15 protein-coding genes and 1 pseudogene are annotated in these 23,717 nt (G+C 58.6%); 12 read left to right on the forward strand and 4 right to left on the reverse strand.

Translation table 11 applies throughout. From position 1 onward, the window contains the following. Both GA0061100_RS35370 and GA0061100_RS33745 read right to left on the reverse strand, forming a co-directional pair. A pseudogene (locus tag GA0061100_RS35370) lies at positions 1-299 on the reverse strand (hypothetical protein); the annotation flags it as partial. 777 nt (positions 300-1,076) lie between these two features. After that, on the reverse strand, positions 1,077-2,735 hold the full coding sequence (locus GA0061100_RS33745; RefSeq protein ID WP_075857213.1) for a tetratricopeptide repeat protein: 1,659 nt from the start codon (positions 2,733-2,735) through the stop codon (positions 1,077-1,079). Positions 2,736-2,993: 258 nt separating this feature from the next. Between GA0061100_RS33745 and GA0061100_RS33750 the strand changes: the two genes are divergently transcribed. From GA0061100_RS33750 to GA0061100_RS33800, 11 genes are all read left to right on the forward strand, one after another. Then, the gene (locus GA0061100_RS33750; protein WP_075857214.1) at positions 2,994-3,956 is read left to right on the forward strand and encodes a hypothetical protein; all 963 of its coding nucleotides are present in this window, start codon (positions 2,994-2,996) and stop codon (positions 3,954-3,956) included. A gap of 221 nt (positions 3,957-4,177) precedes the next feature. Then, positions 4,178-5,965, forward strand: a complete 1,788-nt coding sequence (locus GA0061100_RS33755) for a ShlB/FhaC/HecB family hemolysin secretion/activation protein (RefSeq protein WP_244558034.1) — start codon at positions 4,178-4,180, stop codon at positions 5,963-5,965. 10 nt (positions 5,966-5,975) lie between these two features. After that, on the forward strand, positions 5,976-14,492 hold the full coding sequence (locus GA0061100_RS33760) for an MBG domain-containing protein (RefSeq protein ID WP_244558035.1): 8,517 nt from the start codon (positions 5,976-5,978) through the stop codon (positions 14,490-14,492). A gap of 98 nt (positions 14,493-14,590) precedes the next feature. Continuing rightward, complete coding sequence (locus GA0061100_RS33765) at positions 14,591-15,127, forward strand: invasion associated locus B family protein (RefSeq protein WP_075857217.1); 537 nt, start codon at positions 14,591-14,593, stop codon at positions 15,125-15,127. A gap of 608 nt (positions 15,128-15,735) precedes the next feature. Next, entirely contained in the window at positions 15,736-16,548 is an 813-nt protein-coding gene (locus GA0061100_RS33770) for a DUF2189 domain-containing protein (RefSeq protein ID WP_075857218.1), read from the forward strand. Between the two features lie 104 nt (positions 16,549-16,652). After that, positions 16,653-17,039, forward strand: coding sequence for a c-type cytochrome (locus tag GA0061100_RS33775; RefSeq protein WP_075857219.1), 387 nt, complete (start codon positions 16,653-16,655; stop codon positions 17,037-17,039). A gap of 235 nt (positions 17,040-17,274) precedes the next feature. Beyond that, the gene (locus GA0061100_RS33780) at positions 17,275-18,078 is read left to right on the forward strand and encodes a cytochrome c oxidase subunit II (RefSeq protein ID WP_075857220.1); all 804 of its coding nucleotides are present in this window, start codon (positions 17,275-17,277) and stop codon (positions 18,076-18,078) included. A gap of 56 nt (positions 18,079-18,134) precedes the next feature. Next, complete coding sequence (locus GA0061100_RS33785) at positions 18,135-19,913, forward strand: cytochrome c oxidase subunit I (RefSeq protein ID WP_075857221.1); 1,779 nt, start codon at positions 18,135-18,137, stop codon at positions 19,911-19,913. Continuing rightward, complete coding sequence (locus tag GA0061100_RS33790) at positions 19,910-20,614, forward strand: cytochrome c oxidase subunit 3 (protein WP_075857222.1); 705 nt, start codon at positions 19,910-19,912, stop codon at positions 20,612-20,614. Before GA0061100_RS33785 ends, GA0061100_RS33790 begins: the two co-directional genes overlap by 4 nt. A gap of 12 nt (positions 20,615-20,626) precedes the next feature. After that, positions 20,627-21,349, forward strand: a complete 723-nt coding sequence (locus tag GA0061100_RS33795; protein WP_075857226.1) for a heme-copper oxidase subunit III family protein — start codon at positions 20,627-20,629, stop codon at positions 21,347-21,349. Between the two features lie 10 nt (positions 21,350-21,359). Next, entirely contained in the window at positions 21,360-21,692 is a 333-nt protein-coding gene (locus tag GA0061100_RS33800) for a cytochrome C oxidase subunit IV family protein (RefSeq protein ID WP_075857223.1), read from the forward strand. Between the two features lie 329 nt (positions 21,693-22,021). On the opposite strand, the gene GA0061100_RS33805 is transcribed toward GA0061100_RS33800, so the two are convergent. Together GA0061100_RS33805 and GA0061100_RS33810 are read right to left on the reverse strand one after the other, a co-directional pair. Next, a complete protein-coding gene (locus GA0061100_RS33805) occupies positions 22,022-22,381 on the reverse strand; it encodes an SPW repeat protein (RefSeq protein ID WP_075857224.1) in 360 nt (119 codons plus the stop codon). Between the two features lie 292 nt (positions 22,382-22,673). Beyond that, positions 22,674-23,370 (reverse strand): IS5 family transposase gene (locus tag GA0061100_RS33810; protein WP_143525619.1). Its coding sequence is split into 2 segments (ribosomal slippage): positions 22,674-23,051 and positions 23,053-23,370, totalling 696 coding nucleotides; the frame shifts between segments, so codons are not numbered across the junction. An 82-nt stretch (positions 23,371-23,452) separates the two neighbouring features. Here GA0061100_RS33810 and GA0061100_RS33815 point away from each other — a divergent pair. Further along, a partial coding sequence (locus GA0061100_RS33815) for an IS5/IS1182 family transposase (protein ID WP_075857225.1) occupies positions 23,453-23,717 on the forward strand: 265 nt, incomplete at its 3' end.

The raw sequence follows: 23,717 nt of genomic DNA on the forward strand, positions 1-23,717 counted from the left end.
ATCGCATAGCGTTGCTTCACGCTGTTGACGTCGTTGATTATGCCAAGATTTCGGTCGATCGTTTCGACCTGTCTGATGGAGTAGAATGTCAGGCCGATCATCAAAATGAGCAAAAAGCCGAAGCCCGTTGTCAAGCGAGCCGTGACGCCGAATGTTTTAAAATATCCCATGGTGTTCCCCCAACCAAGATGTTGAATGGCCGAGCTTCCGTTCGGCACACGATCAAACAAGCAGGGCACTTGCTGCGCATTCCCTGGTGGCGCACCGAATATCGCTGCGGCCTTGCCGCCCGTCGTCATCCGCTCGTAGCTAGAGCCTACCCAATCAGATCTATATGCATCAACGTAGTTTATTTTTCGTAAATTTCTTGATGATCTTAATTATATCTGGATGCAACTATAGCATTTCATGCTAGGAAATAAGGTTTAATTAGATATTTGTAATGAAAATCCAATTATGTATTTAAAAGCTAGCTAGAATATGTCGAGTAAATGGATTGAAATCATCTGCCGGATTAAAGTCGACGTTCGCATAATGAAATAATGCCGGAGGTAATTGTTCAGCAATTTGTCAATGAGCCCGCCTGGCTCAATGCCACTCCGTGATTAGAATCAAGAGTGTACGGTTCCTCAACGAGTGGCCAACGGTGCTATAGCTGGAGGCAGATCGAGAGGAATGCGGAAGCGGCACTGGATACAAAATTCGACGCAGCGGAGATTGCGGAGGCTTTGCAGCACGGCGCCGACTTCTGCAAACGTCTTGTTTCGAGGCTATCCACAGATACGCGATCAGCTTTGGAGGTTCGACGGTTCGTATCCCTTCAAGCGCTTAAAATGCTCTCAGCGATTGCATGTTAAAATGTCTAAGTCGTTCAATTCGAATATCAAGCGCGTTGTGCCTGCATCGGAGACGAGCGTCGCGTTGCTTTTGTAGTCATCTGGGCTTAACAAGTTGACGGAAACAGCCTCTTGCGCCGCAGAAGTGAATATCCGAGCGATCTTGGCCCGCAGGTCCAGCGCGGAGTACAACCCCTTAAACTCGGATAGGCTTCACGCTTTGGCTTTGCCGATGTTCAATCAGTTTTCGGGTAGTCCCGCGGAAACTATGAGGCTCATAACGCGCTCCTGGGCCTTGTCGTAAACGGAGCTTGTATTGCTGCTCAGCGGCCGCGCGTTTTGTGCTGTCGAGCCCGGTCTTACCTCCAAAGCTTTTGCAACGGCTGCTTTTGCCTCGGCTATGCGACCCAGTTGTTGGTAAGCTGCTGCCATCAGCAAATAGGTGCGCCCGCTGGCTGGTGTCACTTCAATCGATCGCTCCAGCCAGGGTAATGCTTCATCGGCGCGGCCCATGAGCATGCAAGCCCAGCCCGCTCCGATCCCCCATGTCCAGCGTGCAACCCGAGGTGTGTCGAACCGGTCGGCTTGTTTGAACGTCGCAAGGGCGTCATCGAAGCGGCCCAAATAGATCTGAGAAAGGCCGGTGAGGTAGAGTGCGCTACCGTTCCACGGGTCTAGAGCGAGCGCCTTTGCGCATGTCACCAGGCTTTCAGCATACCGGTTGGCTGTTGATAGATATCTGCATTGCGCTTCAAGCACCGGGATATAGCTGGGACGCTCGTGCAACACGCGCTTCATGATGGCACCGACACCATTCACGACCAGCTGGCGCTCTTCAGCGGGAAACCATGCCAATTGAAGCCCGCGTAGTTTGAAGGCGGCAACCGCAATCTGTAGATCGATATTGTCCGCGTCGTCCGCGACAGCTTTTTCCAGTATGGTCTCTGCAGTTCGAAAGCGCTCCAGTGAGGTCTGGTTGATCGAGTTCGTTGCCTGTTCGATAGCGGCGTTAGCCGTACCTGTCCGCCCTTCGTCTACCGGACGATTGCCTGACGTCAAAAGCGCGTTGATCCGCTTGGTCAAGGGGTCACCCATGGCGGCGGCCAAGCGAATCCGCTGAAGCTGCGCATCGGTGTTGCTTTGCTCAACGGATAGCGATGCCGACCACTTAACCGTGCCAGTCGATGGTTCGATCATGCGAGCGCGCAGGCTCCATGTCGTTTCCGTCCTTTCCAGTTCGCTGTTTACGACGAGATCAGCTTTTTTGATGTCTGTGCCAGGCGACACCACCACACGGATAGTGTCGATCTTTGCCAAGCCGTCTGTCAGGTCGCTGATGACGCCGATCGCCATTTGGCCAACAGCCGGGTCGTTGCTCGTTGTCGTCATGGGCAATATTGCCACGCTTGGTGGCGAAGCTGCAAACATATGGGGACGTATGACTGGTGAAATTGCCAGGGCCAAAACGCCGGCTGCGACCATGGCAATCAGTGCGGCGCGGCGCCAGATCTTGGTGTTGCTGTTATCTGCTGCCTGCTCGCTTTCGGCTTGGGATCCATCTTTCAGAGGGATCACTTCCTGTGGGGCTGGATCCGTCAAACCCGACACCTTGGGTTCGAAGAGGTAGCCGCGCCCGGGTATCGCGCGTATCAATTCGCGCCTTTCATCGCCAAGTGCTGCCCGAATCTCCCGAATACATTGAAACAGGTTATCCTCACCGACGTGGAGGCCCGGCCAGATCGCGACCATCAATTCCTGTTTGCTGAGGACTCTACCGGGTTTGGCCACAAAGAGCCGTAGCAAGTCGAAGGCCTTCGGTCGCAGCTTGATAGCTTCGCCATCGCGCCCGCGCAGTTCCGAGCGCTTCTCATCGAGTTCAAAGCCGGCAAATTGGAGCACCGATTCCCCCCTTTTCCTGCGATATCCCGGCCCATGGCCACCAATCACGCAATTCTAGCAAAAACCACTAAAATTACTGGGTTTCAACGAAATCTCAGCGAAATTTCAGAGCTTTGGTCACGGCAGATCAGGACATTCCCAGGCTCATACCGGCACAAGCATGTGGGCGACAACAAATACGGAATCACGAGAATGGCATACTGGGGTGATGGGTTGGGATTGTCTTGCCGGCAGATGTCGTAGCCGGAGGTTGCATTCTTGGGGCAGACTATAGAATTTCAGGCTTCATCTTCGTCTCTTGCTAGGGAGGAGACGAATGATCTGCCGCTTCGTGGCGTCGGCGATACTGTCGCGAATAAAGCGTTTCCAGAGGCGGTCTTCTTCCTGGCTTCAGGGATGTTTGAGGCTCATAAGACATCGCCGCGGACTGCAGCACTGTTTGCGACACAGCAGCGCTGGCTTTTAAGCCATGCCGCGCTGGCACATTTTTTCCAGCCTATCGGCGATATAGAGCCAGGCATCAGTCGTCGAAGCCTCGGTTTTCTTGGCCCTATCCTTGGTCTTTCCAGCCGGAATACGGCCTATGCATTTTTCGATGAAGCCCTGAAGTACGGCGTGATCGAGCCCGTGGACGGTCGAGCGATTGGCCACGGGAGGCTGCTGGCCAGGCCATCGGCCGATTCCCTGTCCCTCCTGGTGCTCTGGTACGACTTGCACTTTCAGGCGCTTGACTTGCTCGATGGCGGGCAAAGACACACGCAATTCTCCACTCGGTGGGAGGGTCTGCTCCCATTGATCCAGCCGATTGTGGCGAATGGTCTGTTCTTCAGTCACGATGTGCGCGCGCCAGGGCCTCTCTTTACGATCTTTACCTGGGCAGATTCGGGTGGCTGGGTGATGGACCGGCTGATTGCGAGTGTCGATTGGCAAGCTCTCTCGCAGCAGGACCGATACCTCACCGACGTGACCTCGATCGGGTATCTGGCTCGATCCACTGGTCTTTCGAACGCACATACGAGCCGGAAGATTTCAGAAGCCCAATCGATCGGAGGACTCGGATGGATTGGGCGGCCGGGGCATTCGCCACTCTGGATCTCTCGAAGCTTCTACGAGGAATATTCGCGTTTCCAGGCACGGAAGCTGGTCATCCTCGATGGCGCGCTTACGAAAGCGCTAACGGGGGACGTGCCGGCCTCCCAACAAACGGACGATTGTGCATGAGGCGGTCTATCTTGCTTGGCCGCATTTGGCGGCATCAATCTGCGGAAAACCGTCGAGATATTCCAAGTCAAAAATGGATGGCGACGTTTGCGGCCATTTTTACTAGTTCTGCCGCGAGAATGGGTTGTGGCGGCCATTCACGGCCATTTGTAGCGGTATTTTCTCGAAAGCTACCGCATGCGCTGAGATTGAGGTTCATTTTGATTTTCGGATATCGTTTTGTGCGATCTTGGGGACTTGCAGCGAGCGTTGCGGTGATGGCGCCGGTGGGCGTTGCCCTTGCCCAGACAGCGTCGCAGGTCACACCGCAGAGTTTTGAGCCGCAATTGCAGAAGCAGAGCAGCGGCATCGTCATCCCCGAGGCATCCGGCCCGGTCGCGCCCAAGGGGGCGGAAAAGCTCACCGTGCGCCTGAAGACGGTCAAGGTCGAGGGCGGGCTTGCTGGCTTTGCCGAAGATGAGGCGCGTGTGGCTAAGAGCCTGAGCGGCAAGCAGGTGACGGCGAAGGCCTTGTTCGAGGCGGCCGGTCAACTGGAGCGGGCCTACGCAGCCAAAGGGTATGGATTGGTGCGCGTCGTGCTGCCGGCCCAGCGGCTGGTGGATGGGGCGGTGTTGCGCATCGTCGTCATCGACGGCTTCGTCGAGACGATCGATACCTCGCATCTTCCGAACAATATCCGCGAACGCATCGCCAAAATTCTGTCGCCGCTGGTGGGCGAGAAGGGGATGTCCAATGATGAGATCGAGCGTCGGCTGCTGTTGGCCGGCGACCTGCCGGGCACGATGCTGCGCTCGACGCTATCTCGCGGCACGAAGCCTGGCGGCAGTGTGCTGACGATTGAGGCTCGCTACAAGCCGGTCACGAGCTTCGTCTGGGGTGACAACAACTCCACCGACGCGCTCGGTAAGTACAACACCGGCGTCGGTCTCGATTTCAATTCTGTGTTCGGCTTCGGTGAACTCTTCTATCTGAGAGCCTCGGGTGCGCCGCGTTTCGGCGGTGACGAAGGCTATTTCACCGGCGCACCGCGCAACCGGTCCTTGGCCGGCGGTGCAACCCTGCCGATCGGCATCGACGGGTTGACGTTGAACCTTGAAGCTACCGCCTCGCGCACGACGCCGGAGGCGAGCGCATCAGGGCTGCAGTTCACGTCGGACTTCACCCGCTATTCGGCGCGGCTTGCCTATCCGCTGATCCGCTCGCGCGAGTTCACGCTCAACCTCAATGGCGGCTTCGATGCGCAGGACGAAGAACTGCAGCTTCTTAATGGCGACGGCGTCGCGCTATCGAAGGATCGGCTGCGCATCCTGCGCACGGGCGTGGATCTTTCCTGGTATGTGTCCGGCGATACGCTCGTCAGCGCCGGCCTGACTGGGTCTTTCGGCATCAACGGGCTTGGCGCACGCAATGCGGCCGACGCCAATGGCAGCGGCACGCCCTTGTCACGCCAAGGAGCGGACGCCGATTTCCAGAAGGTCGAGGTCAATCTCGGTTATCGCCAGCCGGTCGCCGAGCATCTGGTTTTCGACCTCCGCGCAAAGGCACAGACCTCCTTCGGCCAGCCGCTGCTCAATTCCGAGCAGATCGGCATCGTCTCCTCCTCGGGCCTGTCGAGCTTCCCGACTGGCGCGATGCAGGGCGATTCCGGCTTCGTGCTGCGCGCCGAGGCGCAGTTCCCCTTCGCTACCAGCTTCACCTTGCCATTCGGCTGGCCGGATTTTCCGGCGCAGCAGGGAACCAGCCTGCCGGATGGAACGACCACGGCCGGCGCCGTGGTGGTTTCGCCTTACCTGTTCGGTGCCTATGGCGGCGTCAAGCTCTATCAGCCGACGGCGCTGGAAAGCGGCTTCTCGCGCGGTGCTGCCTATGGTCTTGGCCTGCGGTTGGCGGCCGCCGAGCAGGCGAGCTTCAACAGCACCAACGTCAATCTCGAATATGGCCGCACCGAGCGTTTCGGCAACGGCAACGACGACAACCGTTTCACCGTCTCCGCGGCCTTCCAGTTCTAGGATAATAATGATGACGCGACAGAAGACGCTCTCGCACAAAGCCCGGCTTGTGGCACTACTGGCCTCGACGGCACTGGTGCATTCGACGGTGGCGCCGGCACAGTCGCTGCCGACGGGCGGGCAGGTGGCCGCCGGCAGCGCGACGATCGGAACGCCGTCGTCGGGGTCGCTGACCATCAACCAGACCAGCGGCAGCGCCGTCGTCAACTGGCAGAGCTTTAACGTCGGCAAAGGCAACCGCGTCACCTTCGTCCAGCCCGATGCCAATGCCGCCATCCTCAATCGTGTGACTGGCGAGACAAGCTCGACTATCGCCGGCCAGATCAATGCTAACGGCCAAGTCTATCTTATCAATCCGAACGGCATTGCGATCACCAGTTCAGGGACGGTCAACACCGGCGCCTTCGTCGCCTCGACGCTCGGCATCTCCGATGACGACTTCATGGGCGGCAAGCGGAGCTTTACCGGCAATGGCGCCTCCGCGCCTGTGACGAATGCCGGTGCGATCACCATCAACCGCGGCGGCTACATGGCGCTGATCGGCGGCACGGTCGCCAATTCCGGTGTCATCACCGTGCCAATGGGCAAGGCGGCGTTGGGCTCGGGCGAACAGGCAACGCTTGATCTGTCCGGTGACGGCTTCCTGCAGGTCGCAGTACCGACCAAGGACGGCGGTAGCCAAGCACTCGTCTCCAACACCGGCAAGATCTCGGCGAGGGGCGGGACGGTGCAGTTGACGGCGGCGGCGGCCAAGGACATGGCGCGCCAGGCGGTCAACATGTCGGGCACGATCGAAGCCAACGGCGTTTCCGGCAAGAGCGGCGACATTACGCTCACCGGCGGCGACGGCGAGGTGGCGGTCTCCGGTGCACTCGATGCCGGCAATGCCGCCGGAACGGGCGGTAAGGTCACCGTCACGGGCCGGTCGATCAAGCTCGCTTCTGCCAAGGTGAATGCTTCCGGCAAGACCGGCGGCGGCATCGTCAATATCGGCGGCGAACGCCAGGGCGGCGGCACCTTGAAGCATGCCGAGACGCTTGATGTCGATGCCAATACCACCATTAATGTCGATGCGGTCACGACCGGCAATGGCGGCAATGTCGTCTTGTGGTCGGATAATCTCACCAGCTTCGCCGGCACCATCACCGCCCGCGGCGGTTCGCTCTCCGGCAATGGCGGTAATGCGGAAGTCTCAGGCAAGGCGCTACTCTCCTATACAGGCTTTACCGATCTTTCTGCCGCCCACGGTTCCTTCGGCGACCTCCTGCTCGATCCGTACAACGTGACGATCTCCGCTGGCGCGGACAGCAATTCCTCTGGCTTCACGGCTAGCGGCAATGACAGTGTCATCAATGTCAACACACTGACCAATGCGCTTCAGACGGCGAATGTTACGGTATCGACCGGCGGAGCGGGCTCCGCCGGCTCGCAGGCCGGCAACATCACCATCGCAGCACCGCTGGCCTGGAGCGCCAATCTCCTCCAGCTCAATGCCGCTCACTCAATCAACATCGATGCGACCGTCACGGTCGGCGGCACTGGCGCGCTTATGCTGAACACCAATGTCGGAGGGGGTTCGGGCGGCACGGTCGACTTTGGACTGTCGGCGACGGGCTTTGCCGGCCGCATCGACTTCACCGGCACGCCGGGCTCGCAAGCGCTCTTCCTCAATGGCGCACAGCAGACGCTCGTTTATTCAGCCGCGGATCTGCTGAACGTTAGCACAGCAAACTCGGGCAGTTTCGCCCTCGCTAATAACCTTGATCTTGCGGCAATACCTTTTACCGATGCACCGATCCCAACTTTCAGCGGCAGCTTCGATGGCCTCGGCCATACGATCTCCAACCTGACGATCAACAGCACGACCAATAATGCGGCCGTCGGCCTGTTCGGCACGGTCACGGGCGGCACGATCCGCAATATCGGCCTTGTAGGCGGTTCCGTCAGCGGCGTAGGCATCTCGCCCCAATACCCCAATCCCGTGGCGACGGATGGCGCGCTGGTCGGTCTTCTGACGACGGTCAGCAATGGTACGCAAGCCTCGGTCGTCAATTCGTTTGCCTCGACCAATGTGAGCGGTGGAACGAGCGCCAATGTCGGCGGCCTTGTCGGCGCGACGTTGAGCAACGGCGCTCCGGTTACGATCGCCAATTCCTACGCGACGGGCACGGTGGCGGCGGGATCGCAGGGCCTCGCCGGCGGTCTCGTCGGACAGAACTATGCCAAAGCGGGTTCCGCCACGATCACTGGCTCCTACGCGACAGGCAGGGTGACGACGGGAAGCCTCGGTTCCGCCGGTGGCCTCGTGGGCTATAATTATGCCAACTCCGATACCGCTGCGATCACCGGTTCCCACGCGACCGGGACCGTCACCGGTGACGCGAACGCCACGCTCGGCGGCCTCGTCGGTCAGAACTTCGCCTACATGAACGTGACAGCTTCCATTGCCTCGTCTTACGCGACCGGAACCGTCGGCTCGACGGCGGCACTAACGGCAGCCGGTGGCCTGGTCGGATTGAACAGCGCTTCGACCGGCTCCTCCGCACTGATCGACAACGCATTCGCGACCGGTGCGGTCTACGGCGGCAGCATGGTCGGCGGCCTGGTCGGACAAAATTATGCGTTCACGTCCGCTAATGCTTCAATCACCAACGCCTACGCGACCGGGGCAGTGTCTGGCGTGCAATACGGCCAGGCGGGCGGCCTTGTCGGAATGCTTCAGGCCTACGGCGGGACCGCAAGTATCAGCAATGCCTATGCGACGGGCTCGGTCACGGCACCGACCCAATATTTTCAGACCTATGCGGGCGGGTTGATCGGCTGGACCTATCCGCAGAACGGTGGCACGATCTCGGTCAGCAACGCCTATTGGGACACGTCGACGAGTGGCATCGCCGGCAATGGCATCGGCCACGATGGAGCCGGCCAGCAAGGGAATGTGAGCGGGCTTGCTACGTCGGGTCTCCAGACGGCCGGCATCAACCTCGGCTCCGCCTTCGCCGGCGGCACGAATGGTCTTTATCCTTATCTCACCAGTATCTTCCAGAACGGACTTCAGGCGATCTCTGGCACCGCCTATATCGACAACCAGGTGACACCCGCCGCCTCCGGCCTGAACGGCGCGGTCACCGTGACCGGTCTTGCCAACGGCAGTCGCTTTGGGTCGGCCTCAACAGGCGCCAACGGGTACTATTACATCTTCGGCGCTGCGGGGGCCTTTGCGCCCGGCAATGCGCTCGTCACCTATACGAGTGCCAACCCCGGAACCGGCGCGACCAACTCCGCAGCCTTCGCCACCGCATCCAACCAGCCCGTTCAAACCGGATTCAATCTCCTCGGCAACACGCTGTCGGGCTCGACGGTTTCGACGCTTTACTCGACCGCTGGCATCACGAAAGATGCCGCCATAGCCGCGAGCGGTAATGATGCAGCCACCACCGCTGCCATCAACGGTACGTCCAACCTTCTGATCAACGCGCTTGGCGCCAGTTTCACGATGGATCAGGCAATGACGATAGGCTCGCTGACCGTGGCGACAGCGAGCGGATCGCCATTGACGGTCGCCAGCCCGCTCACGCTGACGGCAGGCAGCAGTCTCCGCCTGCTCTCAGGCGGCGCGCTCACGATCAATGCTCCGATCACGGTCAAGGGCGCGGGCTCCGTCGCGCTTGCCTACGACAGCTCGTCGGCCAGCAATCTCTCGTTCGGTCTGAGCGGCTCCGGCTTCACCGGGAACCTCACTTATCTGAACGCCGATGGCACACTCGCCACATCGAACCAGGGCGGCTCGCTCACCGTCAATGGTGCGGTCTATTCGCTTCTCTATTCGATGGCCGATGTTGCCAACATCACCTCGGTCGGTCTGGCCGGGCAATATGCACTCGCCAACAGTCTGGATGCTTCGGGCACCACTTACAACGATGCGCTGATTGGTCCAAACAACCTCAACTATTTCACCGGCGCCTTCGAGGGCCTAGGCCATACGATCAGCAATCTGACGATCTCCAAGAGTGCTGACGGAGCAGGGCTATTCGGTTACAGCAGCGGCCTCATCCAGGACATCGGACTGGTCAACGTCTCGGTTGCCAATACGAATCCCTTTGGACGCTACGTCGGCGGCCTTGTCGGATACCAGTCCGGCAACACCATCAGCAACGCCTATGTCACCGGCTCGGTGAGTGGCGGCAGCAACGCCGGCGGTCTCGTCGGTTATCTGAACGGGGGGACGATCAACAGCGCCTATTCCTCCGCCGCTGTCAGCGGGACCGCAAATGTGGGCGGCCTCGCCGGATTTGTGAACGGCGGTGCCGTCAATAATGCTTACGCGACGGGCGCTGTTGTCGACACGGGCAACAGCGCCGGCGGCCTCATCGGCGGGACCGACTCGTCCTCTCGTGGGGTCTCGATCACCAACGTCTACGCGACGGGCGCCGTCGTCGGTGGCAATAGCGTCGGCGGACTCATCGGGTTCTTATATGGGACGCTCGGTAATGCCTATTCGACGGGCGCAGTCAGCGGCGGCACTGCCGGCGGCCTTGTCGGATATGCGTATGGCGGCTCGATAGCCAATACCTATTGGGACACACAAACGAGCGGAACAACCACGGGTATCGCAAACGATTCCGCTGGGGTGTCGGGCAATGTGACCGGCCTCATGACGGCGCAATTGCAGGATGGTTCCTCGAGCACTGGGCTTGGCTCGTCATTCACCGTCTCGCCTGGCCTTTACGCATATCTCACCCCGTTCTATGCCAACGGCGTCCAGGCCATCTCCGGCATCGCCTACCAGAACAGCGGCACGACCGCGCTCGCCTCGGGGGCGGGCGGTGCGGGCCTCGTCAATGTGCGCGTCGGAAATGGTGCGGTGCAGACAGTTACGACGGGGGCGAACGGCTATTATTATGCAATCGTCGCCAATGGCACGATCGATACGACCAACGGCACCGACGTGCTGGCCTATACGACCGCCAACGCGCTAACGGGTGCGGCCGACGGGGCAACGTTCCGCACGGCGCTTGGTACCGTCAACAATGTCGATGTTTCGGGCGGCTGGCGACGTGACACGACCGCCCTCGGTACGCTGTCGGCGCTTGACGCAGCCTATGCCAACGCGACTGCCGGCACGACGGCATCTGGCCTCGCATTCGCCAATCGCTCCATCTTTGCGGTGAACGATTTCGCCGTCGATACGGCACTTTCGGTCGGCGGCACGGTCAACCTGTCGAGCCCCGGGAACGTCACTCAAACCGCCGCCATCTCCGCCAATACGTTGATGCTGCAGGGGGCAGGCAACACATTCACGCTCACGAACAGCGGCAATCAGTTCAGCCAATTTGCGGCATCCGGCGGAGCTATCGACATCTACGACGCCAGCGCTTTGACGGTTGCTGCGAACGTCACGGATGCCTGTAACTGCGTCGTGACAGGCGTGACCGGCGATCAAATCAAGATCACGACGGCGGGTGACCTGACGATCGCATCTGGCGCTGCGATTTCCGGCAGCTCCCCTACGCTCGCGGCTAGTGGTGCCTTCATCAACAACGCCGGATCAAGTGCGGTCGCAGCTACATCCGGCCGCTGGCTGATCTATTCCGCCAATCCGACTGGCGATACGTTCGGTGGACTTGACAGCGGCAACACGGCCGTCTGGAATACAGCGGCAGGTGACGCGGTGTCGGCGACAGGCAATCGCTATGTCTTTGCCTATCACCCGACCTTGACGGTGGCAGCTGTCGACGCAAGCAAGACATATGGCGACGTCGCGACACTGCCGGACGCCTCGATCACCGGCCTCGATGCGGGCGTGACCGGGGCCTATCTCGGCGACACGCTTTCGGATGTCGTCTCGGGATCGGCCAGCCTTACCTCGACCGGCGCGGCAGCGACAGCCAACGTCGGAGCCTTTGATATCGTCACCGCACAGGGCTCGCTCGCGTCGAGCAGCTATGGCTTCAACTTCGTCAACGGCAGTCTCAACGTTACCCCACGCGCCCTGACCGTCACGGCGGACGCGCAAACGCGCATCTACGGCAACGCCAATCCGGTGCTGACCTACACCATCGGTGGGCTCGGTCTCGTCAATGGCGACACGCTCTCGGGCAATCTCGTGACGGCGGCGGCGGCCGGATCCAACGTCGGCGCTTATACAATCTCGCAAGGCTCGCTCGCGGCTTCCAGCAACTACGCACTCACCTTCACCGGAGCCAATTTCAATGTCACTCAGCGCGCTCTTACAGTAACGGCAGATGCGCGGTCGAAGACCTACGGCGATGCCAATCCGGCGCTGAGCTACACGATCGGGGGGGCAGGCCTGGTCAATGGCGACACGCTCTCCGGATCGTTGTCGACTTCAGCGGGACAATATTCCAATGTCGGCGCCTATGCGATCACGCAAGGATCGCTGGCCAACGCAAATTACGCGATCAGCTATACCGGCGCCAATCTCACCGTAAACCCACGGGCGCTGACAGTGACGGCGGATGCGGTGTCGAAGGTTTATGGCGATGCCAATCCGACGCTGACCTATCTGGCGACAGGCCTGGTGAATGGCGATACGCTCTCCGGATCGCTTGCGACCACGGCAGGGCAATATTCCAACGTCGGCAGCTATGGGATCACGCAGGGATCGCTGGCCAACACAAACTACGCGATCACCTATAATGCCGCCAATCTGACGATCCTCCCACGGGCGCTGACGGTGACGGCGGATGCGGTGTCGAAGACCTACGGCGATGCCAATCCGGCGCTCAGCTACACGGTCGGAGGTGCAGGCCTGGTGAATGGCGACACGCTCTTCGGATCGCTGTCGACTTCAGCGGGACAATATTCCAATGTCGGCGCTTATGCGATCGCCCAGGGAACGCTCGCGGCCTCCAGCAACTACGCCCTGACCTATGTCGGAGCCAACCTGAGCATCAATCAGCGCGCAATCACGTTGACGGCGGATACGGTGTCGAAGGTTTATGGCGATGCCAATCCGACACTGACCTATCTGGCGACAGGCCTGGTGAATGGCGATACGCTCTCCGGATCGCTTGCGACCACGGCAGGACAGTATTCCAATGTCGGCAGCTATGGGATCACGCAAGGATCGCTGGCCAACGCAAATTACGCGATCAGCTATACCGGCGCCAATCTGACCGTAAACCCACGGGCGCTGACGGTGACGGCGGATGCGGTGTCGAAGACCTATGGCGATGCCAATCCGGCGCTGGCCTATACGACTTCTGGCCTCGTCAACAACGACACGCTCTCTGGATCGCTGTCGACTTCAGCGGGGCAGTATTCGAATGTCGGTGCTTATGCGATTGCCCAAGGGACGCTCGCGGCCTCCAGCAACTACGCCCTGACCTATGCCGGCGCCAATCTCACCGTAAACCCGCGGGCGCTGACGGTGACGGCGGATGCGGTGTCGAAGATTTATGGCGATACCAACCCGGCGCTCAGCTACACGGTCGGAGGTGCAGGCCTGGTGAATGGCGACACGCTCTCGGGATCGCTTTCGACCACGGCAGCGCAATATTCCAACGTCGGCAACTATGCCATCACCGGCTCGTTCTCGGCGTCAAGCAACTACGCCCTGACCTATGTCGGAGCTAACCTGAGCATCAATCAGCGCGCAATCACGGTGACGGCGGACGCGGTGTCGAAGACCTACGGCGATGCCAATCCGGCGCTGAGCTACACGGTCGGGGGTGCAGGCCTGGTGAATGGCGACACGCTCTCCGGATTGCTGACGACCTCCGCGGGGCAATATTCCAATGTCGGCGCTTATGCGATTGCCCGGGGGACGCTCGCGGCCTCCGGCAACTACGCCCTGACCTATGCCGGCGCCAATCTCACCGTGAACCAGCGGACGCTGAGGGTGACGGCAGATGCGCAGTCGAAGACCTACGGCGATGCAAACCCGACTCTGACCTATACGACTTCTGGCCTCGTCAACAACGACACGCTCTCCGGATCGCTGTCGACTTCAGCGGGGCAGTATTCGAATGTCGGCGCCTATGCGATTACGCAAGGGTCGCTGGACAACGCCAACTACGCCATCAGCTACACGGGAGCAGACTTTACCGTGAACCAACGTGCCATCACGGTCGCTGCCGACTCTCTCAGCCGCCGCTATGGCCTCGCCAATCCGGCGCTCACCTATACGATCGGGGGTGCGGGCCTGGTCAACGGTGACAGGCTTTCGGGAGGACTCGCCACCTCGGCGACAAGCCTCAGCGCGCCGGGTGCCTACGTGATTACCCAGGGGACGTTGGCCGCGTCCGCCAACTACAGCATGACGTTCCTTCCAGGTGTGTTGACGGTGAAGCAGGCAGCCAACCCTGAACCTGGCACGACGGCGAGTTCCGTCGTGATGACCTTCGATATGGGCCGCTTCGCACCGCTTCACCCGGCGCCGTCCGACAACACTGAAACTGCCGATGGCACCCATGTCCTGCTCGGTGATCCGCGCTTGGACGGAACGGTCATCTGCCTCGACAATAGTAGCTGTATCTCGGTTCCGGCGGGGACAAGACATTAATCCTGCCAACCTTTGCAGGCTGCCGATCCAGAACCATTGGCGGCCTCAGATCGTCCTCCCGAGGCGATTCGCCTTCAAACCAACAAGGGCTTGTTAGAATGACTTCATTCCGCTTTCTTTTGCTGAAACGTTCGTGCCTGGCAGCGGCGCTCGCGCTCGTCGGCGGTACCGCGACTGCAGCGTCCCTCCCGGGCGGCGCCAGCTCTCTCGTCGAAACTTATGACGACTGGGGCGTCGTGTGCCAGATGCAGGCCAATGCTCCGTCCTGCCTCGTTCGGCAGGTCCAAACCAACAACCAAACCAAGCAGACCGTCCTGGCAGTCGAGATCGGCAAGGCGCCTGACGGTAAGTTTGGGGGTACCTTGGTGTTGCCGCTCGGATTGGCGTTGCCCCAGGGCGCTCAGCTGAAGATCGACGATACCGCCCTCGGCAATACTCTGCCTTTCTCGACCTGCCTGCCGCAAGGCTGCCTTGTGCCGCTGGCCTTCGAGGCAGACACGATTGCAAAGCTCAGGGCCGGCAAGGCCCTCAACGTCACCGTTTCCGCCGCCAGCCCAGCCCAACCGCTGACGCTGGCCGTCTCCCTGAAGGGCCTTGCCGGTGCGCTCAATCGCATCGCCGACCTTACCAAATAGCGCTCTCAAGTCCCGATGGCGTAAAGCATCTCAAAGTTCAGAGTCATAGGAAGTTCGCTACAAGCGTCGACCATAATCTCCGAGGCGCCATCGTAGACGTCGGTATATAGCGGGATGATAGAGTCAACCAAACTTCCATTGATTTTCAGTTATTTGAGCGCGGATTCAAGGCAACTGAAAGGACAAGTATTTAGTTCCAACCCTTTCAAGAGCGAAAAAGGGAGCAAAGCTCTTCCAGAGCTCTTGTCGACCTAGGGCTTCAGCGTTTAGTGGCGCGCGTTGGCCGAGGCGTGCGGTGAGGCGCCTGTTTTGCTCAACAGGTTGTTTACCCGGTTACGTCGATGAATAGGGGGAGCCGATTGCCGGACGGACAATGGGCGAGATCTCACTGTCGCAGGCGAATATTGTCTTCCATGTACCGGCGTTCAAACTCGTCGATCATTTGGCATCATGAATGAGTAGTATCTAATTTCATAATTTAAAGAATAGGCGACAAAAGCGATAAGATTTGATAAATTTACGCTAGCCGGTTGCGGTTTGATTGTAGATAAAATTCGCCGGACGTCTTTGCAGCGCCAGCCGGTATATGGTGCAGGAGGAGAGATGTTATGGTGGCATTCCACGTCATGGCCGGTGCGAGCGGCGAATTTGCGCGCCCGGAAGTGCGGAAGATAAGGATCGGGGATCTTATCGATGCGCTGAGATTGGGGCTTAATGATTTCGGAGCGAAGCCCTCACATTACGTTTTTCTCTGTCTTATATATCCGATCACAGGCGTTTTCCTGATCATGTGGAGTTCCGGCGCTAACCTGATGCCGTTGCTTTATCCCTTGATGTCCGGCTTTGCGCTGGTTGGCCCGATTGCGGCCCTTGGCCTTTATGAAATCAGTCGACGCCGCGAACAGGGACTGGATAGCTCATGGTATCACGCGCTGGAGGTCTGCCGCTCTCCGGCACTGCCATCGATCATTGCGGTGGGCTTCATGCTGTTCGCGCTTTTCGTCGCTTGGTTATTTGTCGCGCAGCACATCTACACCCTGACCTTCGGCAAGGCCGGTCTGACCTCGGTCTCCACCTTCCTGTTGGATGTACTGACCACTTCTCGAGGTCTCTCCCTTATACTTTGGGGAAACTTGGCCGGTTTCGTTTTCGCAATAATTGTGTTGGCGACGACCGTAGTGACCTTCCCGTTGCTGCTCGACCGGGATGTCGGCGCAACCGCGGCCGTAAATGCGAGCATACGCGCCACGCTTGCCAATCCAGGACCTGTTGCACTTTGGGGATTGATCGTCGCGGCGCTGCTCGTCGTCGGCACAATCCCGATTTTTGTCGGTCTTGCGATCGTCATGCCCATCCTCGGGCATTCGACTTGGCACCTGTATCGGAAATTGATTGCCGCCTATCCGAACCGCATGTCTTGAATTCACAAAGGAAACTTACCCCCGGGATCATCCTCCAAGCCATTACGACCTATCCGATGGGAGTCGCGTCGTTTGGAATAGCGATGAAGAGAATGAGGATTACCATGTCTTGCCGTTTTCTTCCGATCTGTCTGCTTCTCGCCATTGCCGCCCCGCATGACGCTCTCGCGCAGGAGGGCGATGCGACCGCGGGAGCCATTGTTTTCAAGAAATGTGCCATTTGCCATATAGCCGAAACGGACCAGAACAAGATCGGACCTTCGCTGAACGGTCTGTTCGGCAGAACGGCTGGAACACATCCGAATTTCGCCTATTCGCCGGCAATGCAGCAGGCAGGCAAAGACGGCCTCGTCTGGAGCGAGACATCGCTCCGCGACTATTTGCACGATCCCAAGGCGAAGGTGAAAGGCACGAAAATGACCTTCATCGGGCTGAAGGACGACACCGAGATTACCAATCTGATCGCCTATCTGAAGCAATACTCCAAATAGCCGGATGGCAAATGGCGATGAGCTGTCTTCCGTGCCGCCGGTTGGATCGGCGGAATTCCGCTCGGCGATTTGACACCGCCGATGTGTTCGCGCGGTGTCTTCGCGCCCCGTATGGCTTGTCAGGATGAGCCGCTGTCGTTGTCGCAATTGCTCGCCTGACCTCTTCATGAGATAATGCTAAAATCTCTCGCGATGGGATTGTGGAAATATTCGCGGCCGGGTCAGGGAGGCGACAATGGCTGTCGTCATAGTTCTCGTTCTGCTGGTGGTGGGATCGATCACATTCCATCTGCTTAGCCCTTGGTGGTGGACGCCGATTGCGTCGAACTGGAGCTATATCGACAACACGATTGTCATCACATTCTGGATCACCGGCATTGTTTTCACGACCGTCGTCTTGTTCATAGCCTATTGCGTCCTGCGCTTCAGGCATCGCGCCGGAAACCAGGCGGCATACCAGCCTGAAAACAAGCGGTTGGAATGGTGGCTTGCCGGCGGAACCGCAATTGGTGTGGCTGCGATGCTCACGCCGGGCCTCTTCGTATGGAAACAGTTCGTAACGGTCCCGACTGACGCCAGCGAGGTCGAAGTCGTCGCTCAGCAGTGGCAATGGAGTTTCCGGCTGCCGGGGGCGGACGGAAAGCTGGGCCGGGCGGACACGCGCAATGTTGCTCCGGATAATCCGCTCGGCCTGAACAAGAACGATCCCGCCGGAATGGACGATGTCATCGTCGAAGGCGGCGAACTGCACATACCCGCCGGCAAGCCGGTGAAGATGCTTCTGCGCTCGATCGATGTCGTTCACGATTTCTACGTGCCGGAATTCCGGGCCAAGATGGACATGATCCCCGGCACGGTCACTTATTATTGGTTCACGCCGACGCGAACGGGGACCTTCGAGGTTCTCTGCGCAGAGTTGTGCGGCGTCGGTCATCCGCAGATGCGCGGCACAGTCGTCGTCGATACCGACACCGCCTATCAAGCCTGGCTGCAGCAACAGCCGACTTTTTCGAAATCGCTGGCGTCGGCGCAAAAATAAGTGCCATGCGGACCTGAGGAGGAAGGCTGCATCGCAGGGAACAGGGAGGATGGAATATGGTCGAGATTGGATCCGGCACCGAGCAGGTCATCCAGCCCGCTGAAGTCGAGGATGTGGAGCTTTATCACCCCAGAAGCTGGTGGACGAAATATGTCTTCAGCCAGGATGCCAAGATCATTGCTATTCAGTATTCTCTGACCGCCATCTCGATCGGCATGGTGGCGCTGGTGCTGTCCTGGCTGATGCGCCTGCAGCTCGGGTTTCCCGGCTATTTTTCCTTCATCGACACGGAACATTATTATCAGTTCATCACCATGCATGGCATGATCATGGTGATCTATCTGCTAACGGCGCTGTTCCTCGGCGGCTTCGGCAACTATCTGATCCCCTTGATGCTCGGCGCCCGCGACATGGTGTTCCCCTATGCGAACATGCTGAGCTACTGGCTCTATCTGCTCGCGGTCATCGTGCTGGTCATCGGCTTCTTCGCGCCCGGTGGGCCGACGGGTGCCGGCTGGACGCTATATCCACCGCAGGCACTTCTATCCGGGACGCCGGGAGGACGTGACTGGGGCATCATCCTGATGTTGTCGTCGCTGATCCTGTTCATCATCGGCTTTACCATGGGTGGCCTCAACTATGTCGTCACGGTGCTGCAGGGTCGCACCCGTGGCATGACGCTGATGCGAATGCCCTTGACGGTATGGGGTATATTCACCGCCACCGTCATGGCATTGCTTGCTTTCCCGGCGCTCTTCGTCGCCGCCGTCATGATGCTGTTCGACCGCTTGCTCGGCACGAGCTTCTTCATGCCCGCGATCGTCGAGATGGGTGAGCAGTTGAAGCAAGGCGGCGGCAGCCCGATCCTGTTCCAGCATCTATTCTGGTTCTTCGGTCACCCCGAAGTCTATATCGTCGCGCTTCCAGCCTTCGGTATCGTCTCGGACCTGATCAGCACGCATGCGCGCAAGAACATTTTCGGCTACAGGATGATGGTCTGGGCGATCGTCATCATCGCAGCGCTGAGCTTCGTCGTGTGGGCGCATCACATGTATGTCAGCGGCATGAACCCGAACTTCGGGTTCTTTTTCGCGACCACGACGTTGATCATCGCCATTCCGACGGCCATCAAGGTTTATAACTGGGTGCTGACGCTTTGGCGCGGCGATATCCATCTGACATTGCCGATGCTGTTTGCCCTGGCGTTTATCGTCACATTCATCAATGGCGGGCTGACCGGCCTTTTTCTTGGCAATGTCGTCGTCGACGTGCCGCTGTCCGATACCATGTTCGTCGTTGCCCATTTCCATATGGTAATGGGGGTCGCGCCGATTCTGGTGATCTTCGGTGCAATCCACCATTGGTATCCGAAAGTCACGGGGCGCATGCTCAACGTGACGATGGGGCATATCCACTTCTGGATCACCTTTCTCGGCGCCTATGCGATCTTCTTCCCGATGCACTATCTCGGCCTGATGGGTGTGCCGCGGCGTTATTACGAGCTTGGCGAAACGGCTTTCATTCCGCCGTCGGCGCATACGCTGAACATGTTCATCACCGTTGCCGCTTTGATCGTGGGGGCTGCTCAGCTTGTGTTCCTGTTCAATCTCGCCTGGGGTCTTCGCTGGGGCAGGCAAGCGGGCGGCAATCCATGGCGCGCGACGACGTTGGAATGGCAGACACCGCAAACGCCGCCCGTTCACGGCAATTGGGGCAAGGAGCTGCCGATCGTCTACCGCTGGCCATATGATTACAGCGTCCCAGGAGCGGATCAGGACTTTCTGCCGCAAAACCAGCCGACCTCGGGCGAGCTGTCCGAGAGGGGATCGTCATGAGCGCCATTCTCATCTTCATGGCCGGGATCGCCGGCATCATCATCTGGTGGATGGCAGGACAGCGGCTGACCTCAAAGCCCTGGCTGGAAGCCGGGCCGGCGGGAGATGCGCCGGAGATGCAAGGGTCACCGGCGACCGCGGCGAAAGTCGGTCTAGGCATCTTTCTCGCCGTCGTCGGTGCCCTGTTCACGCTCCTCATCAGCGCCTATCTTACCCGCCTCAGCGGCTCCGACTGGTGGAGTATTCCAATCCCCCGACTGCTTTGGGTGAATACCGCCGCCCTTGCCGCTAGCAGCGTCGCGTTGCAATGGGCGAAAACGGAAGCCTGTCTCGACCGCAGCCAGATGCTGAATACGGCTCTTGCCGTGGCCTTCGCACTGGCTGTTCTGTTTCTGGCCGGGCAGGTTCTGGCGTGGCGGCAACTGGTGTCGGCAGGTTATGTGCTTGCCGACAACCCATCCAACAGCTTCTTCTATATGATCACCGGATTGCATGGCCTGCACATATTGGGTGGGCTTTTCGTGCTCGGGCGAACAGCAATCCGCGCTCGTATCAGCCCTGTCCTCGCAAGAGTTCGCCTAAGCGTGGATCTCTGCGCCATCTATTGGCATTTCATGCTCGTTGTCTGGCTGATCCTTTTTGCGCTCTTTGCCGGCTGGGCAAATAGTTTCGTCGATCTCTGCCGTCAATTGGTCAGTTGAGGAGCCTCGATGATGACCGAATCCATAGAAAGACCGACAAGTAATCCACATGTGCGGCCCGTGGGACTGCGCGGCGTCGCGGCTGACCTGTCGTCGGACCAGCGGGCGTTCAAGAACGTCTCTTGGGGCAAGGCGATGATGTGGATCTTCCTCCTGAGCGACACCTTCATCTTTGGCTGTTTTCTGCTGGCCTACATGACGGCGCGCATGTCGACCACCGTCGCCTGGCCCAATCCCAGCGAGGTTTTCGCCCTGACGATCGGGGGCAAGGAAATTCCGTTGATCCTGATTGCCATCATGACTTTCGTCCTCATCAGCAGCAGTGGCACGATGGCCATGGCGGTCAACTTCGGATACCGCCACGATCGCCGCAAGACGGCGGCGCTGATGTTGGCGACAGCGATCCTCGGTGCGACATTCGTCGGAATGCAGGCATTCGAATGGACCAAACTGATCAGGGAAGGAGTCCGCCCCTGGGAGAATCCATGGGGTGCGGCACAGTTCGGTTCGTCCTTTTTCATGATTACCGGTTTTCACGGTACGCACGTCTCGATCGGCGTTCTTTTTCTTCTGATCATGGCACGCAAGGTATGGCGGGGAGACTTCGATCAGGAAAGGCGAGGTTTTTTCACCAGCCGCAAGGGTCACTATGAGATTGTCGAGATCACTGGGCTTTACTGGCACTTCGTGGATCTGGTCTGGGTATTCATCTTTGCATTCTTCTATCTATGGTGAGGATGGCATCATGGCACAAGGGCAGGCACATTCCGGACAACAGCATCCGATAAAGCTGTACATGTTGGTCTGGGGACTGCTTTTCGTCCTCAGCACCTTTTCCTACCTCGTCGACTATCTCGGCATTCAGGGCTATCTCAGATGGTCTCTGATCCTTCTGTTCATGATCCTGAAGGCCGGGCTGATCGTAGCGATTTTCATGCACATGGCCTGGGAACGGCTGGCGCTAATCTATGCCATCCTGTTCCCCCCGGTCCTGATACTTGTCTTTGTCGCTCTGATGGTGTCGGAATCGCACTACACGGTCCTGACGCGGCTGGCTTTTTTTGGGGGTGGTCCGTAAGGTTTGGCACCATCCAGCCATCCCTGAAGCGGAGTATCAAGTGCTCGCAATATGGCTTAGCCTCAACGCAAGACAAGCATAGCATCTGCGGGGCAGACAAGAAGACCAAGATTCTCTGAACGGGATGGAACTGTGGCATGAGACGGGTCATCTACTCAGCTACAATGTAGCTACCCTGCAATTCCTCACGCTCCAGCGTGTCGGGCCTAACAATCGCGAAAAGCACATCACTTGATGCCAGTCGTCAATTGATGGCGATGGTTCGAACAGTCACCACATACCCGCCGCTTTAGGCGGCGGGTCCAGTCAATATCGGCACGCGTCCACAGCTAAGCGTGGGCGTGAGGATGATGAACATCCCAGACCGCCCATAGCGATGCCGCAATGACGAACACGCCGAGAACGATGTCCGTCCACATGGCGTTTACGTTGGCGGTAAAACCGAGCAGCCAGGGAGACGCAACCAACCACAGGCCGAGCACCATATTGGCCCATTCCTCCCATTCGGCGAATACCGAAAGTGCGGCGGTCGCCAATACAGCCAGCAAGACGGCAACGATCCATGCGTTCCAGCTCGGCATTGCCTCGGCTGTGAAGCCGAATACCCACGGGGAGGCAAATAAACATGCAGCCAGCAGCAGATTTGCCCAATCCTGCTTCCTTTTTCCTTTCATCAAAGTGTTTGCCATGGCAACCTCCTCACCAAGAAGCCTAACAACAATTCATCCGGCGTGAACTTCACGCTTAAGTATATAAGTAATTACTGAATCTTCTGATTCAAGATAATACGCGAACGATACTTCCGGTATCATGTCTGAAATCTCAGCTGCGCTAAGCTCAAGCTCAGATGGTGTATTCGGCTTGAGCTTATCTGAGCCTGGAGGATGGGGCGCGCTGCGTTCACGGTGGCGCACGAGCACAGCTCAATGGCACGGTCGAGATTGACCATTGCCATCTCTGTTGATCTCTATCGGAAAATGATTAGGCCATGGACTCGTTATGGCGGAGTGTGGTGCGAATGCAAGCTAGCTTCGCCATCGCAAGAAACGTCATTCCCAGCTTATCATATCGGATTGCGATCCGTCGGTAGCATTTTAGCTTGTTGAAGAAACGCTCGATGAGATGGCGCTTCTTGTAGAGCCACCGGCTGAAGACGATCTGTCCCTTTCGGTTTGATCTTGGCGGAATGTTTGCCCATGAGCGTTTCGTTCTCAGCTTTGCGCGTAGCCAGTCTGCGTCGTAGGCCTGACCGGGTGTGATGGCGATTTTTACTGGCAGCCCTATGCCATCGGTTACAGCATGGATTTTGGTTGTCAGGCCGCCTCGACTTATCCCAAGACAACGATCTGGATGATCCATCCCTCAATGTTGCTGGTGAGTGATGCACGCGAACTGGAGTGCCGTCGATCATCATGATCCCATCATCTGACGCGCTTGTGATCACGTCCATCAAACTGTCCCAGATTCCGGCTTTCATCCAGCGTCTGAAGCGATTGTAGCAGGTGGCATAGGGTCCATAACGCTGTGGCACATCACGCCAAGGAGCACCTGATCGCAGTACCCGGAAAATGCCGTTCACTACACGCCGATCATCAACACGCGGCTTGCCTCGGCGCTCATTCGGCAACACTGGCTTAATTGCGCGCCATTCGAAGTCGGTGAGGCCATACAGGCTCATACCCAACTGAATCAGAATTAGGGTCAGGACCTATTAAATTGGATTGAGATGTGATTCTCACGGTTTCCAGAAGGAGACCGTGATGAGTGATTTGTTTCTGCTGAGCGAGCGCCAGATGTCTCGGATCGAGCCGTATTTTCCCTTGGCCCATGGTGTTCCACGTGTCGATGATCGCCGTGTCATCAGCGGCATTGTCTACGTCATCAAGCATGGGCTGCAATGGAAGGATGCGCCAAAGGAGTACGGGCCGCACAAAACACTCTATAACCGCTTCATCCGTTGGAGCCGTCTTGGTGTGTTCGATCGCATTTTCGCGGCGCTTTCCGGTGAAGGGCCAAGGCCCGAGC

The sequence above is a fragment of the Martinezella hainanensis genome (assembly GCF_900094555.1).
Classification (GTDB): domain Bacteria; phylum Pseudomonadota; class Alphaproteobacteria; order Rhizobiales; family Rhizobiaceae; genus Rhizobium; species Rhizobium hainanense.

Excerpts from the sequence above, each read along its gene's own strand:
- GA0061100_RS33760 (WP_244558035.1), top strand. The coding sequence starts at position 5,976 with ATGACGCGACAGAAGACGCTCTCGCACAAAGCCCGGCTTGTGGCACTA.
- GA0061100_RS33800 (WP_075857223.1), top strand. The coding sequence starts at position 21,360 with ATGGCACAAGGGCAGGCACATTCCGGACAACAGCATCCGATAAAGCTG.
- GA0061100_RS33770 (WP_075857218.1), top strand. The coding sequence starts at position 15,736 with ATGGTGGCATTCCACGTCATGGCCGGTGCGAGCGGCGAATTTGCGCGC.
- GA0061100_RS33785 (WP_075857221.1), top strand. The coding sequence starts at position 18,135 with ATGGTCGAGATTGGATCCGGCACCGAGCAGGTCATCCAGCCCGCTGAA.
- GA0061100_RS33775 (WP_075857219.1), top strand. The coding sequence starts at position 16,653 with ATGTCTTGCCGTTTTCTTCCGATCTGTCTGCTTCTCGCCATTGCCGCC.
- GA0061100_RS33790 (WP_075857222.1), top strand. The coding sequence starts at position 19,910 with ATGAGCGCCATTCTCATCTTCATGGCCGGGATCGCCGGCATCATCATC.
- GA0061100_RS33805 (WP_075857224.1), bottom strand. The coding sequence starts at position 22,381 with ATGGCAAACACTTTGATGAAAGGAAAAAGGAAGCAGGATTGGGCAAAT.
- GA0061100_RS33780 (WP_075857220.1), top strand. The coding sequence starts at position 17,275 with ATGGCTGTCGTCATAGTTCTCGTTCTGCTGGTGGTGGGATCGATCACA.
- GA0061100_RS33795 (WP_075857226.1), top strand. The coding sequence starts at position 20,627 with ATGACCGAATCCATAGAAAGACCGACAAGTAATCCACATGTGCGGCCC.
- GA0061100_RS33765 (WP_075857217.1), top strand. The coding sequence starts at position 14,591 with ATGACTTCATTCCGCTTTCTTTTGCTGAAACGTTCGTGCCTGGCAGCG.